The organism is Burkholderia seminalis DSM 23518, from assembly GCF_902832885.1.
GTDB classification, from domain to species: Bacteria; Pseudomonadota; Gammaproteobacteria; order Burkholderiales; family Burkholderiaceae; genus Burkholderia; species Burkholderia seminalis.
Genome location: NZ_CADFDK010000016.1, coordinates 109,165 through 134,611, shown reverse-complemented (window position 1 = coordinate 134,611; position 25,447 = coordinate 109,165). Strand labels below are relative to the sequence as shown.

The following is a 25,447-nucleotide window of genomic DNA, read 5'->3' as shown; positions in this document are numbered from 1 at the left end:
CCGTGCGCGAAGTTGATGATGCCGAGAATGCCGTACACCATCGTGTAGCCCAACGCGATGATGGCGTAGACACTGCCGAGCACCAGCCCGTTGAGAACCTGCTGGACGAAAATATCCATTTAAAGCTCCTTGGCCCGTGCTGCCGGAGGACGTTGCGCCCCGCGGGTAAGCGAGGAATCGCGCCTTCTCGGCGACACTGCGGGTACTAGTCGATACCGGTAAGGGTGGATCGTCCCGGCGCGCGCCGCCCGGCCTGTACGGCCGGACCTGCCGCCGGGGCGGATACAAAAACGGCACCGCACTGTTCCGGTGCCGTCATGAGTCCCGTCGCTAAATCGTCACGACGTCGAGGACGGTGTTCGTGGCCTCCTTGAAGTCGTGGGGCAGCATGCCGAGACGGCCTTCGTCCGGTTTCCCGGCATCCGTGCCTTGGCCCGTCCGGCGCGACGCAAGCGCCGCCCCCCGGACGGATCGGATTCCGCGCCGCGCCGCCCGTCAGGACATGGCGGCCGCCGCACCCGACATTCGTCAGGACTGCGTCGGAATCCATCGTACGAACCAGACCGCGCGCCATGACCGGATCGGTCGTGGCGGCACGCTGTTTCATCGAATTGAAATGAAGGGGGGCCGGTGACATCTGCGCGCTGCCCGCGGCGGCGCGAGCGGCCGGCATCCGTCGAGCGGCGCGACCGGTCACCGTCGCGCCGCGACCGGCGGCTTGCCGCGACACGACCGGCATGCCCGCTGCCGGAGCGTTCGTCACGCCAAGCGCGTTGATTTCGTCAATCGTCAAACGTGCCCCGTATTCCTTGTCGTTACCCAATTGCGCGATACGGCACGCCGATGGCGCCGCACGACCGGGTCCGGCGACGCACGCGCCGCTGGCCGGCGGCGCCGCGAACGCCGCAGCCTTCCTGCCCGCCCTGTCGCCGCTCTTTTTGCTGCATCCGGCAAGCATTGCAACCGGTGCGGCGGCGGACTCGGCGTAAGCCAACTTCACATGCATCGAATGGTCTCCCGCGCCTTGCCAAAACCCGATTTCAAAGCCATTCCGGCTTGAAAACGGGCGCATTGTAACTCCATTTATAGGACGCCAATAATCCTGATTCGATGGGGTTTTCCTGCATTGCAACCAATTTTGAGAGACGGCTGGAAACATCGGGAGCAACCGGGTTGCACCATGCTTGCGAATATTGGTTGCGATTATGATTTCGAGGCACCAAAAAAAAGCGCGCCGGGAGGCGCGCTTCGGTGTTCCGCGGGTGCAATGCGGCAATCAGGCGGCAGGCGGCAGGTTCAACCCGCGCGGCAGCGGAAACGACACGTTTTCCTCGATGCCGTCGAGCGCGCGGACATTGCGCACGCCGAGCTCGCGCAGCCGCGCGATCACGGCCTGGGCGAGCACTTCCGGCGCCGACGCGCCGGCCGTCACGCCGATACGGCGCTTGCCGGCGACCCATGCCGGATCGATCTGGTCGGGTGCATCGACCATGTACGCGGCCACGCCGCGCTTCTCGGCCACTTCGCGCAGGCGGCTCGAATTCGAGCTGTTGGGGCTCCCGACGACGATCACGACGTCGCACTGCGGCGCCATGAACTTCACCGCGTCCTGGCGGTTCTGCGTCGCATAGCAGATGTCCTGCTTCTTCGGCTCGCGGATCTTCGGATACTTCGCCTTCAGCGCGCCGATGATCTCCGCGGCGTCGTCGACGGACAGCGTCGTCTGCGTGACGAGCGCGATGCGCTCGGGATCGGCGAGTTCGAGCTTCTGCACGTCCTCGACGCTCTCGACGAGATGCATGCCGCGCTCGACCTGCCCCATCGTGCCTTCGACTTCCGGGTGGCCCTTGTGCCCGATCATGACGATGTCGACGCCATCCTGGCGCATCTTCGCCACTTCGACGTGCACCTTCGTGACGAGCGGGCAGGTTGCGTCGTAAATGCGCAGCCCGCGCACGTCGGCCTCGTCGCGCACGGCCTTCGACACGCCGTGCGCACTGAAGATCACGGTGTTGCCGGCCGGCACTTCCTCGAGTTCCTCGACGAAGATCGCGCCTTTCTTCTTCAGATCCTCGACCACGTACTTGTTGTGGACGATTTCGTGACGGACGTAGATCGGCGCACCGTGCATCGCGATCGCACGCTCGACGATCTCGATCGCGCGGTCGACACCCGCGCAGAACCCGCGCGGCTGGGCCAGCAGGATTTCGGCATCGGCGGCAACGGTTTGCCCGGACAGCGTATCGGTGTTGCTCATGATTACAGGATTCCGATGATTTTCACTTCGAACGTGAGCGCCTGGCCCGCGAGCGGATGATTGAAGTCGAACAGCGCCGAGGTCTCGCCGACCTCCTTCAGCACCCCTGCGTACCGGCCGCCGTCCGGTGCGTTGAACTCGATCAGTTCGCCCGGCGTGAAATCGTCGCCGACCATCCCGTTCTCGCGCAACGTCGACAGCGTCACGCGCTGGAGCATGTCGGGATTGCGGGGACCGAACCCCTGTTCCGGGGCTAGCTGAAAAGTCGAGTGGTCGCCCACCCGGAGCCCGAGCAGAATCTGTTCGAGCGAGGGCGCCAGTTGCCCCGCGCCCAGCAGCAGCGTGGCCGGCTTGTCGGAGAAGGTGTTGACGATGTCGGCGCCGTCGGCCAGTGCCAGCCGGTAATGCAACGTGACGTGGGAACCGGGCTTCACTTCGGATAGATCGATGAGGCTCATGAATTACTCGTTCAGTCGGCGCCCGATACGGCCGAATGGCCCGGCGCAAAGTCAATATTGTAAGTCACCTGAGCGAGCAAGGCGGAAAGTGCGACGACGTCGCGCACACCACCCTGCCGCCAATGGAGTTCCAAGCATGCTGTCACCCTGCCTCGCCCTGCCGCCGGCCGAATGCCGGGACAATGCCGATGCACCGGCCGATCCGCCCGGCCGCGTCATCCCGATTCGCCGGCGCAAGCGCCGCCCGGCCGACTGGCGGCCCGAGCGACCGCGCGAGCGCTTGCTGGAGCGCGGGCCGGCCGCGCTGACCGACGACGAACTGATCGCGCTGCTGCTCGGCACGGGCAAGCCCGGGCACGATGTCTTCATCACCGCCCGCGCACTGGTCGATCGGTTCAGGACGTTGCGCGGGCTGCTCGAAGCGAGCACCGACGATTTCGAGGCGCACCCCGGCATCGGCCCCGCGCGTGCCGCGCGGCTGGCCGCGATCATCGAGATCGCCCGGCGCGTGCTGAACGAGAAGGCGCAGGTGCGCACGCCGATCGATTCGCCCCGCGCCGTCGAGGATTGCCTGCGGCTGAGGATCGGCACGTGTCCGCACGAGGTGTTCGTCGCGGTGTACCTCGACGCGCGCAACGGCCTGATCGACATGGAGGAAATCACGCGCGGCTCGCTCACGCGGATGGCCGTCTATCCGCGCGAGATCGTGCGACGCGCGATGGTGCACAACGCCGCGTCGCTGATCGTCGCGCACAACCATCCGTCGGGCGCCGTACAGCCCAGCGCGGAAGACCGTCGCCTCACCCGCGTGCTGAAAGATGCGCTCGAACTCGTCGACGTGCGGCTGCTCGACCACATCGTCGTCGGCACCGGCGACACTTTTTCGTTCGCACGCGCCGGTTGGCTGTAGACTGTGCCGCGGCAGCCCACCCCGGGGCGCCGCAACGACGAAGCGAAATTAGGTTTGATTTTTCTGAACTTTTTCTGCTAGAATCGTCGTCTGTCTTTTTTCCAACCAGTTCTAGCCATCGAAGGGCCTTGTCTGTAAGGGCTACGGCGTTCTGAGTGCAGCCATGGATCACGTGGCGGTGCGATGGAACCTTCACCGGCGATCGAACCCCGAATTTAGCGTATTAGGAGTGCTCTCATGGCACGCGTATGCCAAGTAACTGGGAAAGCGCCGATGAGCGGCAACAACGTTTCCCACGCCAACAACAAGACGAAGCGCCGCTTCCTGCCGAACCTGCAAAACCGCCGGTTCTGGGTAGAGAGCGAAAACCGCTGGGTGCGCCTGCGCGTTTCGAACGCCGGCCTGCGCCTGATCGACAAGAACGGCATCGATTCCGTGCTCGCTGACCTGCGCGCACGCGGCGAAGCCTAAGCCCAAGGAGCACAATCATGGCAAAAGGCGCACGCGACAAGATCAAGCTCGAGTCCACCGCTGGTACGGGTCACTTCTACACGACCACGAAGAACAAGCGCAACATGCCGGAAAAGATGGCGATCAAGAAGTTCGATCCCGTCGTCCGCAAGCATGTGGAATACAAAGAAACCAAGATCAAGTAATCTCCGGTTTCTGCCAGCCTGACGGCGACCGAAAAGCCCCGCTCCTGCGGGGCTTTTTGTTTTGCGCGCACGCTCCGGCCCGACGCGGTATGCTCTTCCCTTTCCGCGGCCACGGCTGCCGGAACGCACAAGATCAAAAGCGTAAACGATGGAGATGCAGCATGAAATTCGACGTGGCGATCGTCGGCAGCGGCCTGGCAGGGCTGTCGGTCGCACTCAACCTGGCCAGCACGCGACGTGTCGCGCTGATCGCGAAACGTTCGATGATGGAGGGGGCAAGCGATAACGCGCAAGGCGGTATCGCGGCGGTCCTCGACTCGGCGGACAGTATCGAGAACCACGTCGACGACACGCTGGTCGCCGGTGGCGGGCTGTGCGACGAAGGCGCGACGCGCTACATCGTCGAGCACGGCCGCGAAGCGATCGAATGGCTGATCTCGCAAGGCGTGCCGTTCACGAAGGACGACGCGGCCGAACTCGGCTTTCACCTGACGCGCGAAGGCGGCCACAGCCACCGCCGGATCATCCACGCGGCCGACGCGACCGGCCATGCGGTGCTCGCGACGCTATCCGAGCGCGCGCGCCAGCATCCGAACATCACGTTCTTCGAGAACCACCACGCGATCGACCTGATCACGTCGGACCGGCTCGGCCTGCCCGGCCGCCGCTGTCACGGCCTGTATGCGCTCGACGTCGACAACGACCGCACGATCACGATCGAGGCGCCGCACACCGTGCTCGCCACGGGCGGTGCCGGCAAGGTCTACCTGTACACGACGAACCCCGACACCGCGACCGGCGACGGCATCGCGATGGCGTGGCGCGCGGGCTGCCGCGTGTCGAACATGGAATTCATCCAGTTTCACCCGACCTGCCTGTTCCATCCGTATGCGAAGTCGTTCCTGATTTCGGAAGCCGTGCGCGGCGAAGGCGGCCTGCTGAAACTGCCCGACGGCACGCGCTTCATGCCCGCGCACGACCCGCGCGCCGAGCTCGCGCCGCGCGACATCGTCGCACGCGCGATCGACTTCGAGATCAAGAAGCGCGGGATCGACTGCGTGTATCTCGACATCAGCCATCAGCCGGAAGCGTTCCTGCGCGAACACTTCCCGACGATCCATGCGCGCTGCCTCGAATTCGGCATCGACATCGCGAAACAGCCGATTCCCGTCGTGCCGGCCGCGCACTACACGTGCGGCGGCGTCGTCACCGATCTCGCCGGACGCACCGATCTCGCGGGCCTGTATGCGGTCGGCGAGACGTCGTGCACCGGGTTGCACGGCGCGAACCGGCTCGCGAGCAACTCGCTGCTCGAATGTCTGGTGATCGGCCGTGCGGCCGCCGAAGCAATCGAGGCGGCCGGCTTCGACGCCGACACGCCGGCGACGCTGCCCGCATGGGACGAAAGCCGCGTGTCGGATGCCGACGAGGAAGTCGTCGTTGCGCACAACTGGGACGAACTGCGCCGCCTGATGTGGAACTACGTCGGCATCGTGCGCACCGACAAGCGCCTCGAACGCGCCAAGCACCGGCTGTCGCTGCTGCGCGACGAAATCCACGAGTACTACGCGAACTTCCGCGTGACGCGCGACCTGCTGGAACTGCGCAACCTCGTCGATGTGGCGACGCTGATCGTGAAGAGTGCGCAATCGCGCCGCGAAAGCCGCGGGCTGCACTACAGCCGCGACTGGCCGCATACGCTGCCGAAGGCATTGCCGAGCGTGCTCACGCCGCGCGCGCGCCGCTGAGCGTATGCCCTTCCCGGTTACGGCCGGGAGCGCCCAGGAAAAAAGCCGCTGGCGTTTGCGCGCCGGCGGCTTTTTTGTCTGACCCGACGACGTTCGGTCAGTCGACGATCCGCATCGAATAGTCGGTCGCGCGCACGTCCTTCGTCAGCGCGCCGATCGAGATGCGATCGACGCCCGTTTCCGCGAACGCACGCACCGTCTCGAAATTGACGCCGCCCGATACCTCGAGCACGGCCTTGCCGGCCGCGACACGCACGGCTTCACGCATCATGTCGAGCGTGAAGTTGTCGAGCAGCACCGACTGCGCACGATGCGCGAGCGCCGTGTCAAGTTGCGCGAGCGTCTCGACCTCGATCTGCACGGGTACGCCCGACTCCAGCGCAAATGCCGCATCGAGCGCCTCGCCGACCCCGCCTGCCGCCGCGATGTGGTTCTCCTTGATCAGGATGCCGTCGTACAGCGCGAGGCGCTGGTTCTCGCCGCCGCCGACGCGCACCGCATACTTCTGCGCAAGCCGCAGGCCCGGCAGCGTCTTGCGCGTATCGAGGATCTTCGCGCGCGTGCCTTCGATGCGATCGACGTAGCGGCGCGTCGCGGTCGCGACGCCCGACAGCAGCTGCAGGAAATTCAGCCCGTTGCGCTCGGCCGTCAGCAGCGCGCGCGCCGGCCCGTCGAGTTCGCAGACGGTCGAATCGGGCGTCATGCGGTCGCCTTCGCGATAGCGCCATTGCACGGTGATCGACGGATCGATCCGGGCGATCACCGCCTCGAACCACGGCACGCCGCACAGCACGGCTTCCTCACGCACGATGATCCGCGCCCGGCGGCGCCCGCCGGCCGGCACGAGCCGCCCGGTCTGGTCGCCGGTGCCGACGTCTTCCGCGATCGCGTCGGCCACGTTGCGCGCGATCGCGTCGTCGAATGCCGCGCCGTATTGCTCACGAACGCTGTCGAACAGCGGGGATACGGCGTCGCTCATGCGGCCCCCACGTTCGCAAACAGCCCCTGGTCGCGCTGCAGGTCACCGCTCGCCTGCACGCGCTTCTTGTGCGCGGCCGCGAACTCGAGCATCCGGTCGATCGGCAAACGCGCACGCTCGCCGATCGCGGGATCGACGAAGATCTCGTTGTGGCCGCGTTCGAGCACGTCCGCAAGGTTCGCGAGGCCGTTCATCGCCATCCACGGGCAGTGCGCGCAGCTCTTGCAGGTCGCGCTGTTGCCGGCCGTCGGCGCGGCGATGAAGGTCTTGCCGGGCGCGGCGAGCTGCATCTTGTGCAGGATGCCGAGATCGGTCGCGACGATGAAGTGCGTCGCGTCGAACTTGACCGCCGCATCGATCAGTTGCGTGGTCGAGCCGACGACATCCGCCTGCGCGACGACGTTTTCCGGCGACTCGGGATGGACGAGCACCTTCGCGTCCGGATATTCGGCGCGCAGCAGGTCGAGCTCGATACCCTTGAACTCGTCGTGGACGAGGCACGAGCCTTGCCACAGCAGCATGTCCGCGCCGGTTTTCTTCTGGATATAGCTGCCGAGATGGCGGTCCGGTGCCCAGATGATCTTCTCGCCGCGCGCGTGCAGGTCGGCCACGATTTCGAGGCCGATCGACGACGTGACCATCCAGTCCGCGCGCGCCTTCACGGCCGCGCTGGTGTTCGCGTAGACGACGACGGTGCGGTCCGGATGCGCATCGCAGAACGCCGAGAATTCGTCGACCGGACAGCCGAGGTCGAGCGAACAGGTCGCGTCGAGATCGGGCATCAGGATCCGTTTGTTCGGGCTCAGGATCTTCGCGGTTTCGCCCATGAAGCGCACGCCGGCGACGACCAGCGTCTGCGCGTCGTGATCGCGGCCGAAGCGGGCCATTTCGAGCGAATCGGCAACGCAGCCGCCCGTTTCGTCGGCCAGCTCCTGCAGCTCGGCATCCACGTAGTAGTGGGCGACCAGCACGGCCTTTTCACGGGCGAGCAGCGTCTTGATGCGCGCCTTCAATGCAGCGCGCTCCTCGGCGGACGGCGCGTCGGGCACCTTGGCCCATGCCTGCCCCACGCCGCACACGGTCCCTGCCGCGACGGGCCGGTCGTACTCGACGGGTTTGATCGTCGATTGCATCTCCATATCTCCTGTCGATCCGAGTGAGCGCTTTGGCGCTCACTCGGATCCCATGCTTCGCGGTCGGCCGGAGTGGGGTGCTCGGCGCCTGCTCCGCTCCCCTGCTCGCCCGGGGCACCCGCTCGCCACCGCCCCAAGCTTCATACCAATCCGCCCTGCCGAACGCCCATCAAAACCGGCGGCCCAAATGAAAAAACCCCGCCAACGCGGGGTTTGTGACGTCCTGAGATTCTAATCGATTTCGAATCAGGCGTAGCGACGCAGGCGCGTCGCGAATTCCTGCAGCGCCTTGATGCCGCTTTGTTCCGCGCGATGGCACCAATCCTGCAATTGCGCGAGGAGCTGTTCGCGCGACGCGGTCGAACGATCCCAGATCGCGGCCAGGTCCTGGCGCAGCTGGAAGTACGTATGCAGCTTCTGGCTGTTCGCGAAGATTTCCGGCAGCAGCTTCTTCTGCGGCTCGTCGAGGCCGTCGGCGTCCTTGTGGAACCACTTGCGCGCACCGCGCATCAGCTGGTACTTCTCGCTCGAGCCGAGTTCCTTCAGGTGCGCGAGCTCCTGGCGGTACGCACGCTTCACGGCCTTGCCGTAGCGCGCCATCACTTCGTAGCGGTTCGACAGCACGGCCTGCAGCGTTTCCTGGTCGAGCACCGTCTTCGGCTTGTTCAGGCGCGGCGTGGGCGCAACCTTCTTCACCTTCGCGAGACCGAACGCCGACATGATGCGGATGTACATCCAGCCGATGTCGAACTCGTACCACTTGTTCGACAGCTTCGCCGACGTCGCGAACGTGTGGTGGTTGTTGTGCAGTTCTTCACCGCCGATCACGATGCCCCACGGGAACAGGTTCGTGCTCGCGTCGGCCGAGTTGAAGTTGCGATAGCCCCAGAAGTGACCGAAGCCGTTGACGACGCCAGCCGCCCAGAACGGGATCCAGACCATCTGCACGGCCCACACGGTCAGGCCGATCACGCCGAACAGCGCGACGTCGATCACCATCATCAGGCTGATGCCGAGAATCGGGTACTTCGAATAGACATTGCGCTCGACCCAGTCGTTCGGCGTGCCGTGGCTGAACTTGCGCATCGTCTCTTCGTTCTTCGCTTCCGCGCGATACAGTTCCGCGCCCTCGAGGAACACCTTCCAGATCCCGCGCGTCTGCGGGCTGTGCGGATCTTCCTCGGTCTCGCACTTCGCATGGTGCTTGCGGTGAATCGCGGCCCACTGGCCCGTCAGCATGCCGGTCGTCATCCACAGCCACAGCCGGAAGAAGTGGCTCGCGATCGGATGCAGTTCCAGCGCACGATGCGCCTGGCAGCGGTGCAGATAGACCGTCACGCCGATGATCGTGACGTGCGTGACGGCGAGCGCGAACAGCGCGACCTGCCACCACGAAAAACGCAGGAGCCCGTGGGAAAGAAAATCGAGCAGGGAATTCAACAAGGCAGTTACCTGTGATGAGAGCGACGCCGGCTCGCGCAGGCGTCAGAAAAATGAAAGCATACCGCGTATAGACTTGGATTCTACTTCAACCGTTCCAAGTCTTTGTAAAAAATGAATATTTTCTTGCCCTGGCGCAACCGGAGCAGTCCACGGGCGGACTTGGACGGGCGTGCGATCCGGTTCCGGCCGCGGGGTCAAAGCATTTGACGGCCGGCGCGCGCTATGCAGCCGGTGCGCGCCCGTTCGCCGCGCCGTTCGCGGCCGCCGGATCGGGCCCGGCCGTCGTACCGGCGGCGGGAAAACCGTCCGGCAATCCGACCACGCGCACCTCGCGCTGCGGAAACGGAATCGAGATCCCGTGCTCGCTGAACAACCGCCAGATGTTGCGGTTCACGCTCGAACGCACGCCCGACGTGCCTTTCGCGGAATCCTCGATCCAGAAACCAAGCTCCAGGTCGATCCCGTCCGCACCGAAACTCACCAGATACGGCGTCGGCGCGGGCTCCGCCAGCACGCGCGGCACGTCCTTCGCCGCGTCGGCGAGCAGCGCGAGCGCGTGCTCGACGTCGCTCGTGTACGCGACCTGCACCGCGACCTTCGCATAACCGCGCGTCAGGTAAGACGACTGGTTCTGCACGACGTCGGTGATCAGCTTCTCGTTCGGGATCAGTGTCTCGTTACCGTCGAGGCCGCGCACGACCGTGTAGCGCGTGCGGATCTGCGTGACGACGCCCTGCAGCCCGCCGACGCTGATCGCGTCGCCGAGCCGCAGCGAGCGGTCGAGCAGGATGATGAAGCCCGACACGTAGTTGCTCGCGATCTTCTGCAGCCCGAAGCCGAGACCGACGCCCACCGCGCCGCCGAACACGCCGAGCACGGTCACGTCGATGCCGACCAGCGACAGCCCGATCAGGATCGCCGCGAACACGAGCAGCGCGCGGCCGACCCGCGACAGCACGACCTTCAGGTTCGCGTCGAGCGTGCTCGCGCGCGTGAGGCGATCCTCGAGCACCGAGCCGAGCCACATCGCGACCATCAGCGTCACGCACACCCACAGCGCGCCCGAGATCACCGACAGCAGCGTGAGATGCGCATTGGCGACGCGGAACTGCACGCTGTCGAGCCAGCCGAGCACGTCGCGCTGGATCCCGAGCACGGTCAGCACCATCGCGGCCCACACGACGGTCGACACCACCTTCTCGACGATCGACAGCCACGCATGCGTGTGGCCGTCGCGCGCGAACACGCGCCGCGCGAAGAAGAACAGCACGTAGATCAACCCGATGCCGAACAGCGGCACGAGCGCGAGCTGCAGCAGCGACGTCGACATGAACGGGTCGAACGCGAGTTGCGCGGCGCCGACGAAGACGCTGCCGAACAACGGGAACAACGCGCGCTTCAGGCTTTGCGCGCCCGCGCCGGGCGCACGTCCGGCCGCCCGGCGGCGCGCATCGATGCGGCCGTGCACGAAGCGCGCGGTCACCCACGCGAAGCACAACGCGCCGACGAGAATCGCCGCCTGCCAGATCATCACCGGCTGGTGGAAGTCACGAATGACCGATTCCAGCCGGTGCGACAGCAGGCGGCTCTGCAGATTTTCCATCGTCCGTCCGGGCAGTCGTTACTGCGCGGCGCGCCGTTCGAGCACCGCGGCGAAGAAGCCGTCGGTCGCGTGACGATGCGGCCACAGCGACAGGTAGTCGCCCGTCTCCAGTTCGATGCGCTGGTCGGCCAGCACCTTCTGCGCCGGCACCAGCACGAACTCGGGATGATCGGCCAGGAACTGTTCGACGATGCGCTCGTTCTCGGCGTCGAGCACGCTGCAGGTCGCATAGACGAGCCGCCCGCCCTTCTTCACGAGACGCGCGGCGCTCGCGAGGATCGACGCCTGCTTCGGTGTCAGCTCGTCGATCGCCGTGCGCGACTGGCGCCACTTCAGGTCCGGATTGCGGCGCAGCGTGCCGAGGCCGCTGCACGGCGCGTCGACCAGCACGCGGTCGATCTTGCCGGCGAGCCGCTTGATCTTCGCGTCGTGCTCGCTGTCGATCAGCACCGGGTTCACGTTCGACAGCCCGCTGCGCGCGAGGCGCGGCTTCAGCTTCGCGAGGCGCTTCTCCGACACGTCGAACGCATAGAGCCGCCCGGTCGAGCGCATCATCGCGCCCAGCGCGAGCGTCTTGCCGCCCGCACCGGCGCAGAAGTCGACGACCATTTCGCCGCGGCGCGGCGCGACCAGCGAGCACAGCAGCTGGCTGCCTTCGTCCTGCACCTCGATCGCGCCTTCCTCGAACAGCTTCAGGCGCGTCAGCGCCGGCTTGCCGACCACCCGCACGCCGAACGGCGCGAACGGCGTCGCGCCCGCCTCGATGCCGCTCACGCGCAGCGCTTCGATCACCTGGTCGCGCGTCGCCTTCTGCGCGTTGGCACGCAGGTCGAGCGGCGCCGGGTAGTTCAGCGCGGCGGCAAGCTGCGCGAGCTCCTCGCCATCGAAACGGGCCGACAGCGCCTGATGGATCCAGTCGGGCAGGTTCGAGCGAATGCGCACCGGCAGGCTCGCCGGATCGATCTTCGACACGTGCTCGAGCCAGGCGGACTCGGTGTCGGACAGGAACGGCTTCAGCGCATTGCGGCCGACCGTCTGCATCAGGCCGAGCAGCGTCAGGCGCCGCGCCGGCGTACCCGTGCCGCTTTCGGCGAGGTGCGAAAACTCCATTTTCCGGCGCAGCACCGCGAACACGGCCTCGGCGATCACGCCGCGCTCGGCGTGCCCGAGCTTCGGGTGCGCGCGGAAGAACCGGCTCGTCGTCGCATCGGCGGGGCCGGCGAATTTCAGCACCTCGGCCAGCAAAGTCTCGGTCTGGCCAATCAGGAATCCGTGCAGCTTCATACGCCCTCGCTCGTTTCGGTATGCGGTTGATCCGCGAAAATCCAGCGCGCCTCTTCCGGCGCGACCACTGCACGGCCGTTCTCGAGGCGCAGACGCCCCTCGACGAACCAGCGCACCGCGCGCGGATACAGCACATGCTCGACGCTCAGCACGCGCCGCGCGAGCGCGGCCGCGTCGTCGCCGGCGCGCACGGGCACCGCGCCCTGCGCGACGATCGCGCCGCTGTCGAGCTCGGGAATGACGAAATGCACGCTCGCGCCATGCAGCGCGACGCCCGCGTCGAGCGCCTGCTGATGCGTATGGATACCCTTGAAGCTCGGCAGCAGCGACGGATGGATGTTCAGCAGCCGGCCCTCGTATCGTCTGACGAATGCGGGCGTGAGGATGCGCATGAAGCCGGCGAGAACGACGAGATCGGGGGCGAAACGGTCGATCTCGGCGGCGAGCGCCGCGTCAAAGCTGTCGCGGCCGTCGAACGACCGGTGGTCGACCACCGCCGTCGCCACCCCGTGCGACGCGGCAAAAGCCAGGCCGGCCGCATCGGGCCGGTTGGCGATCACGGCGGCAATCTCGGCCGGCCAGCGTTCCTGCGCGCACGCGCGGACGATGGCCTCCATGTTGCTGCCGCGACCGGAAATCAGGATCACGAGTTTTTTCATCCGCGAATTTTACCATTCGCCCCCGCGTTTCCCGCCTTCTCGGCCGCCGGCCCGTCCGAACGTTTATAATCTTCTGCTTTGCGGCATCCCACCGCCCATTCCCCGACCGCTGCATCCGCTATCGTGAAAGTCTTCCGCGGCCTGCCCAACGCCGAGAGCCGTGCCCCGTGCGCGCTGACGATCGGCAACTTCGACGGTGTCCATCGCGGCCACCAGGCCCTGCTCGCGCGCGTGCGCGCGGCAGCGGACGCGCGCGGCCTGCCCGTGTGCGTGATGACGTTCGAGCCGCACCCGCGCGAATTCTTCAATCCGGCCGGCGCGCCGCCGCGCATCGCGATGCTGCGCGACAAGCTCGAGGCGCTGCGCGATCACGGTGTCGACCGCGTCGTCGTCGAGCACTTCAACCATACCTTCGCGAGCCAGTCGCCGCAGGCGTTCGTCGAACGCACGCTGGTGAACGGGCTGCACACGCGCTGGATGATGGTCGGCGACGATTTCTGCTACGGCGCGAAACGCGCGGGCACCTTCGACACGCTGAAGGCGGCCGGCGAGCAGTACGGCTTCGAGGTCGAGCAGATGGGCACGGTAGCCGGCAGCGACGGCACGCGCATTTCCAGCTCGGGTGTGCGCGCCGCGCTCGCGGCCGGCGATCTCGACGCGGCCGCGCAGGCGCTCGGCCACGGCTACGCGATCAGCGGCCACGTCGCGCACGGGCTGAAGCTCGGCCGCGACCTCGGTTTCCCGACGCTGAACCTGCCGATCGCGCACAAGCGGCCGGCGCTCGCGGGCATCTTCGTCGTGCAAGTGCACGGCCTCGGCCCCGACCCGCTGCCGGGCGTCGCGAGCCTGGGCCTGCGCCCGACCGTCGACGATTCCGGCCGCGTGCTGCTCGAAGTGCACCTGCTCGACTGGCATGGCGACGCGTACGGCAAGCTCATCCGCGTCGAATTCCTGAAGAAGCTGCGCGACGAGGCGAAATTCGACGACCTCGAGGCGCTGTCGCGCGCGATCGCCCTGGACGTCGCGAACGCGCGCGCGTACTTCATCGAACGCGACCGTGCGCCGGGCAGCCGCGCCACGGGCTTCTCGACGTCGGCAACCGACCGAATTAGCTGATCCGGACGGCGGCGCCCGGCGCCGCACCCTCGCGCCGCCCACTCGCGCGCATCCCCGATTCACGACGCCCGAGCGTCTCCCGATTTAGATAGCGATCCCATCATGAGCAACAAGAAAGCCGATTCGAAACCGCAGGCCAAGTATCCGGTCAACCTGCTCGACACGCCGTTCCCGATGCGCGGCGACCTGCCCAAGCGCGAGCCGCAGTGGGTCAAGGAATGGGAGGAGCGCGGCCTCTACGAGAAGATCCGCGCGGCCAGCAAGGGCCGGCCGAAGTTCATCCTGCACGACGGCCCGCCGTATGCGAACGGCGACATCCACCTCGGCCACGCGGTCAACAAGATCCTGAAGGACATCGTCGTCAAGTCGCGCAACATGGCCGGCTTCGACGCGCCGTACGTGCCGGGCTGGGATTGCCACGGCATGCCGATCGAAATCCAGATCGAGAAGCAGTTCGGCAAGTCGCTGCCGGCAGCCGAAGTGATGAGCAAGGCGCGTGCGTACGCGACCGAGCAGATCGAGAAGCAGAAGGTCGGCTTCAAGCGCCTCGGCGTGCTCGGCGACTGGGCGAACCCGTACAAGACGATGAACTTCGTGAACGAGGCGGAAGAGATCCGCGCGCTCGGCAAGATCATCGAGAAAGGCTACGTGTACCGCGGGCTGAAGCCGGTGAACTGGTGCTTCGACTGCGGCTCGGCGCTCGCCGAGGCGGAAGTCGAGTACAAGGACCGCACCGATCCGACGATCGACGTGATGTTCGCGTTCGCGGAACCGGAAAAGACCGCGCAGGCGTTCGGCCTGCCGGCACTGCCGCGCGCCGAGGGCGGCATCGTGATCTGGACCACCACGCCGTGGACGATCCCCGCCAACCAGGCGCTGAACCTCCATCCGGAAATCGTCTACGCGCTGGTCGACACCGAGCGCGGGCTGCTGATCATCGCGCAGGAGCGCGTCGAAGCCTGCATGGCCGACTTCAAGCTGACGGGCCGCGTCGTCGCGACCGCGCCGGGCGTGAAGCTCGCCAACCTGCGCTTCCACCACCCGCTCGCATCGGCCCACCCCGGCTACAAGCGTACGGCCCCCGTCTACCTCGGCGACTACGTGACGACCGACACGGGTACCGGCGTCGTGCACTCGTCGCCCGCGTACGGCATCGAGGACTTCATGTCGTGCAAGGCGCACGGGATGACCGATTCGGACTTCATCAACCCGGTGATGGGCGACGGCCGCTACATCGAATCGCTGCCGCTGTTCGGCGGCCTGTCGATCTGGGACGCGAACCCGAAGATCGTCGACGCGCTGAACGCGGCCGGCTCGCTGCTGCGCAGCGAGAAGTACACGCACAGCTACATGCACTGCTGGCGCCACAAGACGCCGATCATCTACCGCGCCACGTCGCAGTGGTTCGCCGGCATGGACGTCACCCCGCGCGACGGCGGCAAGACGCTGCGTGAAACGGCGCTCGAAGGCGTCGACGCAACCGCGTTCTACCCGTCGTGGGGCAAGCAGCGCCTGTTCAGCATGATCGCGAACCGTCCCGACTGGACGCTGTCGCGCCAGCGCCAGTGGGGCGTGCCGATGGCATTCTTCGTGCACAAGGAAACCGGCGAGCTGCATCCGCGCACGCTGGAGCTGCTCGAGGAAGTCGCGAAGCGCGTCGAGCAGTCGGGCATCGAGGCGTGGCAGTCGCTCGACCCGCGCGAGCTGATCGGCGACGATGCGAACCTGTACGAAAAGAACCGCGACACGCTCGACGTGTGGTTCGACTCGGGCACGACGCACTGGCACGTGCTGCGCGGCTCGCACAAGGATCAGCTGCAATTCCCGGCCGACCTGTACCTCGAAGGCTCGGACCAGCATCGCGGCTGGTTCCACTCGTCGCTGCTGACCGCGTCGATGATCGACGGCCGCGCGCCGTACAAGGGCCTGCTCACGCACGGTTTCACGGTCGACGGCGAAGGCCGCAAGATGAGCAAGTCGCTCGGCAACGGGATCGACCCGCATGAAGTCGCGAACCGCCTCGGCGCGGAAATCATCCGTCTGTGGATCGCGTCGACCGACTACTCGGGCGAACTCGCGATCTCCGAGGAAATCCTGAAGCGCGTGACCGAAGGTTATCGCCGCATCCGCAACACGCTGCGCTTCCTGCTCGCGAACCTGTCGGACTTCGACTTCGCGCAGCACGCGGTGCCGGTCGACGAATGGCTCGAGATCGACCGCTATGCGGTCGCGTTCTCGCAGCAGTTGCAGACGGAGCTGCTCGGCCACTACGAGAAGTACGAATTCCATCCGGTCGTCGCCAAGCTGCAGACGTACTGCTCGGAAGATCTCGGCGGCTTCTACCTCGACGTGCTGAAGGACCGCCTGTACACGAGCGCGGCCGACTCGCGCGCGCGCCGCTCGGCACAAACGGCGCTGTACCACCTGACGCACGGCCTGCTGCGCGTGCTCGCGCCGTTCCTGTCGTTCACGGCGGAAGAAGCGTGGAAGGTGTTCCAGCCGGCCAGCGACACGATCTTCACGGAAACCTACTATGCGTATCCGGACGTCGCCGGCTCGGCCGCGCTGATCGAGAAGTGGGCGCTGCTGCGCGAGGTGCGCGGCAACGTGACGAAGGCACTCGAGGAAGCGCGCACCGCGAACCGCATCGGCTCGTCGCTGCAGGCCGAAGTCGCCGTGCACGCGAGCGGCGCGCGTTACGACGCGCTCACGAGCCTCGGCGACGACCTGAAGTTCGTGCTGATCACGTCGGCCGCGACGGTCGTCAAGGTCGACGACGAAGCGCAGGAAAGCGTCGACGTGGCCGCCTCGAAGTACCAGAAGTGCGAACGCTGCTGGCACTACCGCGAAGATGTCGGCGCGCACGCCGATCATCCGACGCTGTGCGGCCGCTGCTTCTCCAACCTGTTCGAAAACGGCGAAATCCGGAGCGCTGCTTGAATATGGCGAAAACCCTGTCGAAACCGGCCAGCGGCGCGCTTGCGCCCTGGCTCGGCATTTCGCTGATCGTGATCCTGTTCGACCAGCTGTCGAAGATCGCGATCCTGAAAACGTTCGCGTACGGCGCGCAGCACGCGCTGACGTCGTTCTTCAACCTCGTGCTGGTGTACAACCGCGGCGCCGCGTTCGGCTTCCTGTCGACCGCCGGCGGCTGGCAGCGCTGGGCGTTCACCGCGCTCGGCATCGGCGCGACGCTCGTGATCTGCTTCCTGCTGAAGCGCCACGGCCAGCAGCGGCTGTTCAGCCTGTCGCTCGCGCTGATCCTCGGCGGCGCGCTCGGCAACGTGATCGACCGGCTCGTCTACGGCCACGTGATCGACTTCCTCGATTTCCACCTCGGCGCCTGGCACTTCCCGGCGTTCAACCTCGCCGATTCCGCGATCACGGTCGGCGCGGTGCTGCTGATCTACGACGAGCTGCGTCGCGTGCGCGGCTCGCGCTAAACGCGCATACTCGGCGTCGACGGCCGGCTTCGCGCCGGCCGTTCCGTTTGACCCTTGGAGGCCTGAGTTGGCACACGCAGAACTCGCAGGAAAACACCTCGTTCTCGGCCTGACGGGCGGCATCGCCTGCTACAAGATCGCCGAGCTCACGCGGCTGCTCGTGAAGGCCGGCGCGACCGTGCAGGTCGCGATGACCGAAGCGGCCACCCAGTTCATCACGCCCGTCACGATGCAGGCGCTGTCGGGCCGGCCCGTCTACACGAGCCAGTGGGATGCGCGCGTCGACAACAACATGGCGCACATCGACCTGTCGCGCGAGGCCGACGCGATCGTGATCGCGCCAGCATCGACGGACTTCCTCGCGAAGCTCGCGCACGGGTTTGCCGATGACCTCCTGTCGACGCTGTGCGTCGCACGCGACTGTCCGCTGCTCGTCGTGCCCGCGATGAACCGCCAGATGTGGCAGAACCCGGCCACGCAGCGCAACGCCGCGCAACTGCGCGCGGACGGCGTGTCGGTGCTCGGCCCGGATTCGGGTGCGCAGGCATGCGGGGAAGTCGGCGACGGCCGCATGCTCGAGCCCGAGGCGATCTATGAAGCCATCGTCGCGCACTTCGCGCCGAAGGTGCTCGCGCACCGGCGCGTGCTGATCACGGCCGGGCCGACGTTCGAACCGCTCGATCCCGTGCGTGGCCTGACGAACCGCTCGAGCGGCAAGATGGGCTTCGCGCTCGCGCGCGCCGCGCAGCAGGCCGGCGCCGACGTGCATCTCGTCGCGGGGCCGGTCGTGCTCGACACGCCGTGGGGCGTGTACCGCCAGGACGTGCAGACCGCGCAGCAGATGTACGACGCGGTGATGCATGCGGTCGCCGATGCCGACATCTTCATCGCGGTGGCCGCGGTGGCCGACTGGCGCGTCGATCAGCCGGCCGAGCACAAGATGAAGAAGACGGCCGACCGCAAGATGCCGGCGCTCGCGTTCGTCGAGAACCCCGACATCCTCGCGTCGGTCGCGGCGCTGCCCGATCCGCCGTTCTGCGTCGGTTTCGCGGCCGAAAGCGGCGACCTCGACGTGCACGGCGACGAAAAGCGCAAGCGCAAGAACGTGCCGCTGCTCGTCGGCAATCTCGGCCCGCTGACGTTCGGCCGCGACGACAACGAAGTCGTGCTGTTCGAAGCGGCCGGCCTCACGCGCCTGCCGCGCGCCCCGAAGGACGAACTCGCGCATGCGCTCGTCGCGGAAATCGCGAAGCGCCTGCCCGACAACCGCCTGATCTGATCACCCGCGCGGCGGCGCTGGCCGCCGCGCCCTTCCCGACCGATTCGACGACCGCATGAAACTCGACCTGAAGATTCTCGACGCGCGCATGCGCGACTACCTGCCCGCCTACGCGACCACCGGCAGCGCGGGCCTCGACCTGCGCGCGTGCCTCGACGCCCCGGTCACGCTGCGGCCGGGCGAAACGACGCTCGTCCCGACGGGCCTCGCGATCCACCTCGCCGATCCCGGCTATGCGGCGCTGATCCTGCCGCGCTCGGGCCTCGGCCACAAGCACGGGATCGTGCTCGGCAACCTGGTCGGCCTGATCGACTCCGACTACCAGGGCCAGTTGATGGTCTCGACGTGGAACCGCGGCCAGACCGAGTTCGTGCTGAACCCGTTCGAACGGCTCGCGCAGCTCGTGATCGTGCCGGTCGTGCAGGCGCAGTTCAACATCGTCGACGATTTCGCCGAGAGCGATCGCGGCGAAGGCGGCTTCGGCAGCACCGGCCGCCACTGATCGGCATCACACGAAAAAGGGGCCGCGCGGCCCCTTTTTCTTTTCCGTTCATCGTCACTCGCCGGCCGGCTGCGCGATCCGCGCGGGCACCGGTTCGCGCCGCCGCGCCTGCGCGATGCTCGCATAGATCACCATCGCGACCAGCACGCCGAGCAACACGGCCGACGAGCCGACCGTCCCGAGCGCGAGGCCGCCCTTCGCGACCGGCTTCGTCAGCAGGTCGCCGACCGTCGCGCCGAACGGACGCGTGAGCACGAACGCGGCCCAGAACAGCAGCACGCCGGAGATCCGCGTGACGTAGTGCGCGAGCACGATCACCGCCAGCAGCCCGCCGATCAGCAGCGCGCCGCCGCCGAAGCCGAGCCCCGAGCTGTCCGCGAGGAAATCGCCGAGCGCGGTGCCGAGCGTGTTCGAGAACAGGATCGCGCTCCAGTACAGCAGTTCGACCTTGCGCGTGCGGATCAGGTCGACCGACAGCGATTCGCCGCTCAGGCGCCAGACCGCGAAGATCGCCAGCAGGATCGCGACGAGGATCGACGAACCGGCTGCGTAGCCGAGGCCGAGCGTGCGGTCCATGAAGTCGGACATCGTCGTGCCGGCCGTGCTCGTCGCGACGATCACGGCCCAGTAGACCGCCGGGCGATAGCGCGTCGTCCGGAGCTGGGCGCCCAGCGTCACGAGAAAGAAACCGAACAGCAGGATCGAGCTCACCGCGTAGCCGACGTTCAGCGTCATCGACAGCAGGTCGCCGCCGGTTTCGCCGAGCGTCGTCGCGCAGATCTTCATGATCCAGAACGCGAGCGTGATTTCGGGAAGTTTGTTCATTCGAACCCCATTTGCAGGAAGCGGCGAGCCGGCGCGTGCCGGCCCGCCTTGCGGACAGGATCGAATGTAGTCGCCGCCGGCTTAACGGAACCTTAGCGAACGTGAAGCCGGTGCACGAGTACGCCGGCGCCGTCAGCGCGCGTGTTCGTGCCGGTAATGCAGCGCGTACGCGAGCGTCAGCAGCACGGCGAACACGACGCCGACCACCATCGTCATCCGGAATTCGCGCGTGAACGCGGTGGTGAGCAGGATCGCCGCGACGAGCGCCGCGCCGAGCAGGCTGCCGAACGGGTGGCCCCACATCCGGAACGCGAGCACGGGGCCGCGATACCGCGCACGGAAGCGCAGGTGCGTGATGAAGATCATCAGCCACGTGAACAGCGCGCCGAACATCGCGATCGCCATCATCACCGTGAACGCGGTGTCGGGCGCGAGCGCGACCAGCACGGCCGCGACCGCGACGCCGCTGGTCGAGATCCACAGCGCCGCGCGCGGCACGCCGTTCGCGCCGAGCCGGCCAAACACCGCGGGCGCGAGCCGTGCGCGCGACAGGCTGAACATCATCCGCGTCGTCACGTAGAGCTGGCTGTTCATCGCCGACAGCGCCGCGACCAGCAGCACGAAGTTGATCACGCCGGCCGCGTACGGCACATGCGTCGCGGCCATCACCTTCACGAACGGGCTCTCGTCGGTACCGGCCGCCGTCCACGGCACGATCGCAAGCATCAGCGACAGCGTCAGCAGGTAGAACAGCACGAGCCGGAACACCGTCGAGCGGAACGCGCGCGTGACCGCGTGCTGCGGATCGCGCGCCTCGCCGGCTGCGATCGCGACGGCTTCGATGCTCATGTAGCTGAAGATCGCGACGATCACCGCGACCCAGGTGCCCCACGGCCCCTTCGGCATGAAGCCGCCGTGCGCGGTGTAGTTGGCGAAACCGATGCCCGATGCGGCCGGCGCCGACCAGACCAGATACGCGCCGAGCACGATGAACACGACGATCGCCGCGATCTTCAGCAGCGAGAACGCGTATTCGACCGTGCCGTACAGCGTGACGCTGGCGAGATTCACGGCGATCAGCAGCGCGGAGAAGCCGATCACCCAGTACCAGCCGGGTACGGCGGGGAACCAGTACTTCATGAACACGGCGATCGCGCTGATTTCGGTACCGATCGCGAATACGACCGCGAACCAGTACGCATAGCGCACCAGAAAGCCCGCGAGCGGGCCGACGTAGTGCTCGGCATACGCGCCGAACGAGCCGGCCGTCGGGTGCGCGACCGTCATTTCCGCGAGCGCGCCCATCAGCAGCAGCGCGATCAGCGCGCCGATCGCATAGGACACGAGCACGCTCGGGCCCGCGAGCCCGATCGCGAATCCGCTGCCGAGGAACAGCCCCGTGCCGATCGCACCGCCGATCGCGATCATCGCCATCTGCCCCGACGTCAGCGCGTGGCGCAACCCTTGTTCGCGCGCGACGATATCGTCGAACGACCGTTGTTGTTGTGTCACTGCGTTACCACTCCCCTGCACCACCATCGCGCCGCCGGCGCCGGATAAAACGAAACGGCGCGGAGAACTTCCCGCGCCGTTCGCATGAACAACGAATTATCGCTTACTCGACTTCGACCGTCTCTTCGTTCGGCTTGTGCGGCGGATTCGCCAGCTTGTCGAACGACAACTGCACCTTGTCGTTTTCGTCGACGTCGACCGTCACGTGACCGCCGTTGAGGAGCTTGCCGAACAGCAGCTCGTCGGCCAGCGCGCGCCGGATCGTGTCCTGGATCAGCCGTTGCATCGGCCGCGCGCCCATCAGCGGGTCGAAGCCGTGCTTCGCGAGATGCTTGCGCAACGCGTCGGTGAAGAGCGCGTCGACCTTCTTCTCGTGCAGCTGTTCCTCGAGCTGGATCAGGAACTTGTCGACCACGCGCATGATGATTTCCTCATCGAGCGAGCGGAAGCTGATGATCGAATCCAGGCGGTTGCGGAACTCCGGCGTGAACAGGCGCTTGATGTCGGTCATCTCGTCGCCCGTTTCGCGGCGCGTCGTGAAGCCGATCGTCGCCTTCTGCATCGACTCGGCGCCCGCGTTCGTCGTCATGATGATGATGACGTTGCGGAAATCCGCCTTGCGGCCGTTGTTGTCCGTCAGCGTGCCGTGGTCCATCACCTGCAGCAGCACGTTGAAGATGTCCGGATGCGCCTTCTCGATTTCGTCGAGCAGCAGCACGCAATGCGGCTTCTTCGTGACGGCTTCGGTCAGCAGGCCACCCTGGTCGAACCCGACGTAACCCGGCGGCGCGCCGATCAGGCGGCTCACCGCGTGACGCTCCATGTATTCCGACATGTCGAAACGGATCAGCTCGATGCCGAGCGTGAACGCGAGCTGGCGCGCCACTTCGGTCTTGCCGACGCCCGTCGGGCCGGAGAACAGGAACGCACCGATCGGCTTGTCCATCTTGCCGAGCCCCGCGCGCGCCATCTTGATCGAGGCCGCGAGCGCGTCGATCGCCGGATCCTGGCCGAACACGACGCTCTTCAGGTCGCGGTCGAGCGTCTGCAGCTTGCTGCGATCGTCCTGCGACACGCTTTGCGCCGGCACGCGTGCGATCTTCGAGATGATTTCCTCGATCTCGCTCTTGCCGATCGTCTTCTTCTGCTTCGACTTCGGCAGGATGCGCTGCGCGGCGCCGGCCTCGTCGATCACGTCGATCGCCTTGTCCGGCAGGTGACGATCGGTGATGAAGCGCGCCGACAGTTCGGCCGCGGCCGACAAGGCACCCGACGAATACTTGACGCCGTGATGCTCCTCGAAGCGCGATTTCAGCCCGCGCAGGATCGCGACCGTCTGCTCGACGCTCGGCTCCGTCACGTCGACCTTCTGGAAGCGCCGCGACAGCGCCGCATCCTTCTCAAAGATGCCGCGATACTCGGTGAACGTCGTCGCGCCGATGCACTTGAGCGTGCCCGACGACAACGCCGGCTTCAGCAGGTTCGACGCATCGAGCGTGCCGCCCGACGCGGCGCCCGCGCCGATCAGCGTATGGATTTCGTCGATGAACAGGATCGCGTGCGGGCGCTCCTTCAGTTCCTTCAGCACCGTCTTCAGACGCTGCTCGAAATCGCCGCGGTACTTGGTGCCCGCGAGCAGCGCGCCCATGTCGAGCGAGTACACCTGCGCGTTCGCGAGGATGTCCGGCACTTCGCCGCGCGTGATGCGATACGCGAGCCCTTCGGCGATCGCGGTCTTGCCCACGCCGGCTTCGCCGACGAGCAGCGGATTGTTCTTGCGGCGACGGCACAGCACCTGCACGACGCGCTCGACTTCGGGCTCGCGCCCGATCAGCGGATCGATGCGGCCGTCCTTCGCCATCTGGTTCAGGTTCTGCGTGAACTGCGCGAGCGGCGTTTCCTTCTGCGCGTTCGCGTCTTCGCTTTCCGCGTTCGCGTCGGTCGACTTCGCGGCTTCGCCGTTGTTCGTCTTCGCGATGCCGTGCGAAATGAAGTTCACCACGTCGAGGCGCGTGACGCCCTGCTGCTGCAGGTAGTACACGGCGTGCGAATCCTTCTCGCCGAAGATCGCGACCAGCACGTTCGCGCCGGTGACTTCCTTCTTGCCGTTCGACGTCGACTGGACGTGCATGATCGCGCGCTGGATCACCCGCTGGAAACCGAGCGTCGGCTGGGTATCGACATCGTCGGTACCCGGGACGGTCGGTGTGTTGTCGTGGATGAAATTGCGCAGGTTCTGACGCAAGTCCTCGATGTTTGCCGCGCACGCGCGCAACACCTCGGCTGCCGTCGGATTATCCAGCAGGGCCAGCAGCAGGTGCTCGACCGTGATGAACTCATGGCGCGCCTGGCGTGCTTCCATGAACGCCATGTGCAGGCTGACTTCCAATTCCTGGGCAATCATGCTTCCTCCATCACGCACTGCAGCGGATGCCCGGCCTGCCGCGCATGGGTAACGACTTGCTCAACCTTGGTCGACGCGATGTCCCGCGTATAGACCCCACATACCCCTCGCCCTTCGCGATGGACCTTCAGCATGATCTGCGTGGCCGTCTCGCGATCCTTCTTGAAATACTCCTGGACCACCATCACAACGAATTCCATCGGCGTGAAGTCGTCGTTCAGCAGCACCACCTTGTACATCGAAGGCGGCTTGAGCTTCTGCTGCTTGCGTTCCAGGACGGTACTGTCCTGCTTGTCCGGGATAATCGCCATACACCCATTCTAAACAACTCGGACAGGCCCGCAATCCTGCCATAACCCGACCGACCGGCCGGCGCCCTCCCCGGTATCCCGGAACACGCTATCGTCTTCGTGCCATACGAAAGCCGGCTGCGGTGCCGGCTTTCACGCGTGGCGCGGAACACGAACCGTCAGGGGGCAACTGCACCGGAGCGTCGTGTCCGCATCCAGTATCCCACAAGCCGGGACGACTCGAACGCGTGTCACTCGAGCCTGGTATATGAGCCGATTATGCGGCTTTTCAAGCCCCGGCGCTCGGCGGCATGCTGCAAAGCAAAGCCGGAAAAACCCTGAAAATGGGTTCTTTACAACGACCCTCTAAACGTCTAAAAATTCCTCTTGACACTCCAATAAAGAGCGCCAACAATCAAGCTGGCACTTTTTTCAATTCGCCGGTTGGCGAAATGAATGAGGCCGAGGTGAGCTTGTGAGGGGGGAACGGCTGCATTTTCCGGTCGTTTAGCTTTTCGAGCGTGCTCGTGGTAAGTAGCAGCGACTGTGTGACAGGGGAAGTAGGAAATGGCAACTGGTATCGTTAAATGGTTCAACGACGCGAAGGGCTTCGGTTTCATCACTCCCGACGAGGGCGGTGAGGATCTGTTTGCGCACTTCTCGGCTATCACCATGAATGGCTTCAAGACGCTGAAGGAAGGCCAGAAGGTGAGCTTTGACGTCGTCCAAGGGCCGAAGGGCAAGCAAGCGTCGAACATCCAGGCCGTATAAGGCATCGGATATCTGACGAAGAAACCCGGCGCATTGCGCCGGGTTTCTTTTTTTGGAGGCCGGCCATTCGATAATCGATTGGCCGGCCTTTTCGTTCAATCCCGATAATTGAACACACATTGTCTTGTCACACATGCAGATCGGATATCGATCCCGCACGTGAAACATATTCACG

General features: G+C 66.0%; 24 protein-coding genes and 1 pseudogene. 11 read left to right on the top strand and 14 right to left on the bottom strand.

Going from position 1 to position 25,447, the window contains the following annotated elements; genetic code table 11:
- The 4 genes and pseudogenes from HWX00_RS32005 to HWX00_RS31990 all read right to left on the bottom strand — a co-directional run.
- A partial coding sequence (locus HWX00_RS32005) for an ABC transporter permease subunit (RefSeq protein ID WP_425102587.1) occupies positions 1 to 119 on the bottom strand: 119 nt, incomplete at its 3' end.
- 211 nt (positions 120 to 330) lie between these two features.
- A pseudogene (locus HWX00_RS32000) lies at positions 331 to 1,072 on the bottom strand (amino acid-binding protein).
- Positions 1,073 to 1,276: 204 nt separating this feature from the next.
- Positions 1,277 to 2,257 carry a 4-hydroxy-3-methylbut-2-enyl diphosphate reductase gene (ispH, locus tag HWX00_RS31995; protein WP_034186307.1) on the bottom strand — a complete coding sequence of 327 codons (981 nt, stop codon included), beginning with the start codon at positions 2,255 to 2,257 and terminating at the stop codon, positions 1,277 to 1,279.
- A gap of 2 nt (positions 2,258 to 2,259) precedes the next feature.
- Entirely contained in the window at positions 2,260 to 2,715 is a 456-nt protein-coding gene (locus HWX00_RS31990; RefSeq protein WP_034186308.1) for an FKBP-type peptidyl-prolyl cis-trans isomerase, read from the bottom strand.
- A 136-nt stretch (positions 2,716 to 2,851) separates the two neighbouring features.
- On the opposite strand from HWX00_RS31990, the gene radC reads away from it, so the two are divergent.
- The 4 genes from radC (at position 2,852) to nadB (ending at position 6,029) form a co-directional block, all read left to right on the top strand.
- Entirely contained in the window at positions 2,852 to 3,625 is a 774-nt protein-coding gene (gene radC, locus HWX00_RS31985; RefSeq protein WP_034186309.1) for a RadC family protein, read from the top strand.
- Positions 3,626 to 3,862: 237 nt separating this feature from the next.
- Positions 3,863 to 4,096, top strand: coding sequence for a 50S ribosomal protein L28 (gene rpmB / locus HWX00_RS31980; RefSeq protein WP_004186391.1), 234 nt, complete (start codon positions 3,863 to 3,865; stop codon positions 4,094 to 4,096).
- Positions 4,097 to 4,113: 17 nt separating this feature from the next.
- The gene (gene rpmG / locus HWX00_RS31975; protein WP_006478046.1) at positions 4,114 to 4,281 is read left to right on the top strand and encodes a 50S ribosomal protein L33; all 168 of its coding nucleotides are present in this window, start codon (positions 4,114 to 4,116) and stop codon (positions 4,279 to 4,281) included.
- 161 nt (positions 4,282 to 4,442) lie between these two features.
- A complete protein-coding gene (nadB, locus tag HWX00_RS31970; protein ID WP_034186310.1) occupies positions 4,443 to 6,029 on the top strand; it encodes an L-aspartate oxidase in 1,587 nt (528 codons plus the stop codon).
- 97 nt (positions 6,030 to 6,126) lie between these two features.
- Here the strand turns inward: nadB and nadC are convergent, their stop codons facing one another.
- The 6 genes from nadC to purN all read right to left on the bottom strand — a co-directional run bounded on the left by nadC (position 6,127) and on the right by purN (position 13,130).
- Entirely contained in the window at positions 6,127 to 7,008 is an 882-nt protein-coding gene (nadC, locus tag HWX00_RS31965) for a carboxylating nicotinate-nucleotide diphosphorylase (protein WP_034186311.1), read from the bottom strand.
- Positions 7,005 to 8,141: a quinolinate synthase NadA gene (nadA, locus tag HWX00_RS31960; protein WP_034186339.1), complete on the bottom strand. Its 1,137-nt coding sequence runs from the start codon at positions 8,139 to 8,141 to the stop codon at positions 7,005 to 7,007. The genes nadC and nadA overlap by 4 nt, the downstream gene beginning before the upstream one ends.
- A gap of 246 nt (positions 8,142 to 8,387) precedes the next feature.
- Entirely contained in the window at positions 8,388 to 9,584 is a 1,197-nt protein-coding gene (locus HWX00_RS31955) for a DesA family fatty acid desaturase (RefSeq protein ID WP_034186312.1), read from the bottom strand.
- Positions 9,585 to 9,804: 220 nt separating this feature from the next.
- The gene (locus tag HWX00_RS31950) at positions 9,805 to 11,187 is read right to left on the bottom strand and encodes a mechanosensitive ion channel family protein (protein WP_034186313.1); all 1,383 of its coding nucleotides are present in this window, start codon (positions 11,185 to 11,187) and stop codon (positions 9,805 to 9,807) included.
- 18 nt (positions 11,188 to 11,205) lie between these two features.
- Complete coding sequence (locus HWX00_RS31945; RefSeq protein WP_034186314.1) at positions 11,206 to 12,471, bottom strand: RsmB/NOP family class I SAM-dependent RNA methyltransferase; 1,266 nt, start codon at positions 12,469 to 12,471, stop codon at positions 11,206 to 11,208.
- A complete protein-coding gene (gene purN, locus HWX00_RS31940) occupies positions 12,468 to 13,130 on the bottom strand; it encodes a phosphoribosylglycinamide formyltransferase (RefSeq protein WP_034186315.1) in 663 nt (220 codons plus the stop codon). The genes HWX00_RS31945 and purN overlap by 4 nt, the downstream gene beginning before the upstream one ends.
- 123 nt (positions 13,131 to 13,253) lie before the next feature.
- On the opposite strand from purN, the gene HWX00_RS31935 reads away from it, so the two are divergent.
- From HWX00_RS31935 to dut, 5 genes are all read left to right on the top strand, one after another.
- Complete coding sequence (locus HWX00_RS31935) at positions 13,254 to 14,246, top strand: bifunctional riboflavin kinase/FAD synthetase (protein WP_034186316.1); 993 nt, start codon at positions 13,254 to 13,256, stop codon at positions 14,244 to 14,246.
- A 102-nt stretch (positions 14,247 to 14,348) separates the two neighbouring features.
- Positions 14,349 to 17,186, top strand: coding sequence for an isoleucine--tRNA ligase (gene ileS / locus HWX00_RS31930; protein ID WP_124609502.1), 2,838 nt, complete (start codon positions 14,349 to 14,351; stop codon positions 17,184 to 17,186).
- A 2-nt stretch (positions 17,187 to 17,188) separates the two neighbouring features.
- Positions 17,189 to 17,689 carry a signal peptidase II gene (gene lspA / locus HWX00_RS31925; RefSeq protein ID WP_034186318.1) on the top strand — a complete coding sequence of 167 codons (501 nt, stop codon included), beginning with the start codon at positions 17,189 to 17,191 and terminating at the stop codon, positions 17,687 to 17,689.
- 67 nt (positions 17,690 to 17,756) lie between these two features.
- Entirely contained in the window at positions 17,757 to 18,968 is a 1,212-nt protein-coding gene (gene coaBC / locus HWX00_RS31920; protein ID WP_175028255.1) for a bifunctional phosphopantothenoylcysteine decarboxylase/phosphopantothenate--cysteine ligase CoaBC, read from the top strand.
- 55 nt (positions 18,969 to 19,023) lie between these two features.
- A complete protein-coding gene (dut, locus tag HWX00_RS31915) occupies positions 19,024 to 19,470 on the top strand; it encodes a dUTP diphosphatase (RefSeq protein WP_034186320.1) in 447 nt (148 codons plus the stop codon).
- 54 nt (positions 19,471 to 19,524) lie between these two features.
- Here dut and HWX00_RS31910 read toward each other — a convergent pair whose 3' ends face one another.
- The 4 genes from HWX00_RS31910 to clpS form a co-directional block, all read right to left on the bottom strand.
- A complete protein-coding gene (locus HWX00_RS31910) occupies positions 19,525 to 20,295 on the bottom strand; it encodes a COG4705 family protein (protein ID WP_175028256.1) in 771 nt (256 codons plus the stop codon).
- Positions 20,296 to 20,427: 132 nt separating this feature from the next.
- Positions 20,428 to 21,807: an amino acid permease gene (locus HWX00_RS31905; protein WP_034186341.1), complete on the bottom strand. Its 1,380-nt coding sequence runs from the start codon at positions 21,805 to 21,807 to the stop codon at positions 20,428 to 20,430.
- Positions 21,808 to 21,910: 103 nt separating this feature from the next.
- On the bottom strand, positions 21,911 to 24,211 hold the full coding sequence (gene clpA, locus HWX00_RS31900; RefSeq protein WP_034186321.1) for an ATP-dependent Clp protease ATP-binding subunit ClpA: 2,301 nt from the start codon (positions 24,209 to 24,211) through the stop codon (positions 21,911 to 21,913).
- A complete protein-coding gene (gene clpS, locus HWX00_RS31895; protein ID WP_006398529.1) occupies positions 24,208 to 24,522 on the bottom strand; it encodes an ATP-dependent Clp protease adapter ClpS in 315 nt (104 codons plus the stop codon). Before clpS ends, clpA begins: the two co-directional genes overlap by 4 nt.
- A 290-nt stretch (positions 24,523 to 24,812) precedes the next feature.
- On the opposite strand from clpS, the gene HWX00_RS31890 reads away from it, so the two are divergent.
- Positions 24,813 to 24,980, top strand: coding sequence for a hypothetical protein (locus HWX00_RS31890; RefSeq protein ID WP_154233702.1), 168 nt, complete (start codon positions 24,813 to 24,815; stop codon positions 24,978 to 24,980).
- Between the two features lie 88 nt (positions 24,981 to 25,068).
- The gene (locus HWX00_RS31885) at positions 25,069 to 25,272 is read left to right on the top strand and encodes a cold-shock protein (protein WP_006488945.1); all 204 of its coding nucleotides are present in this window, start codon (positions 25,069 to 25,071) and stop codon (positions 25,270 to 25,272) included.
- The last annotated feature ends 175 nt before the right edge of the window (positions 25,273 to 25,447 follow it).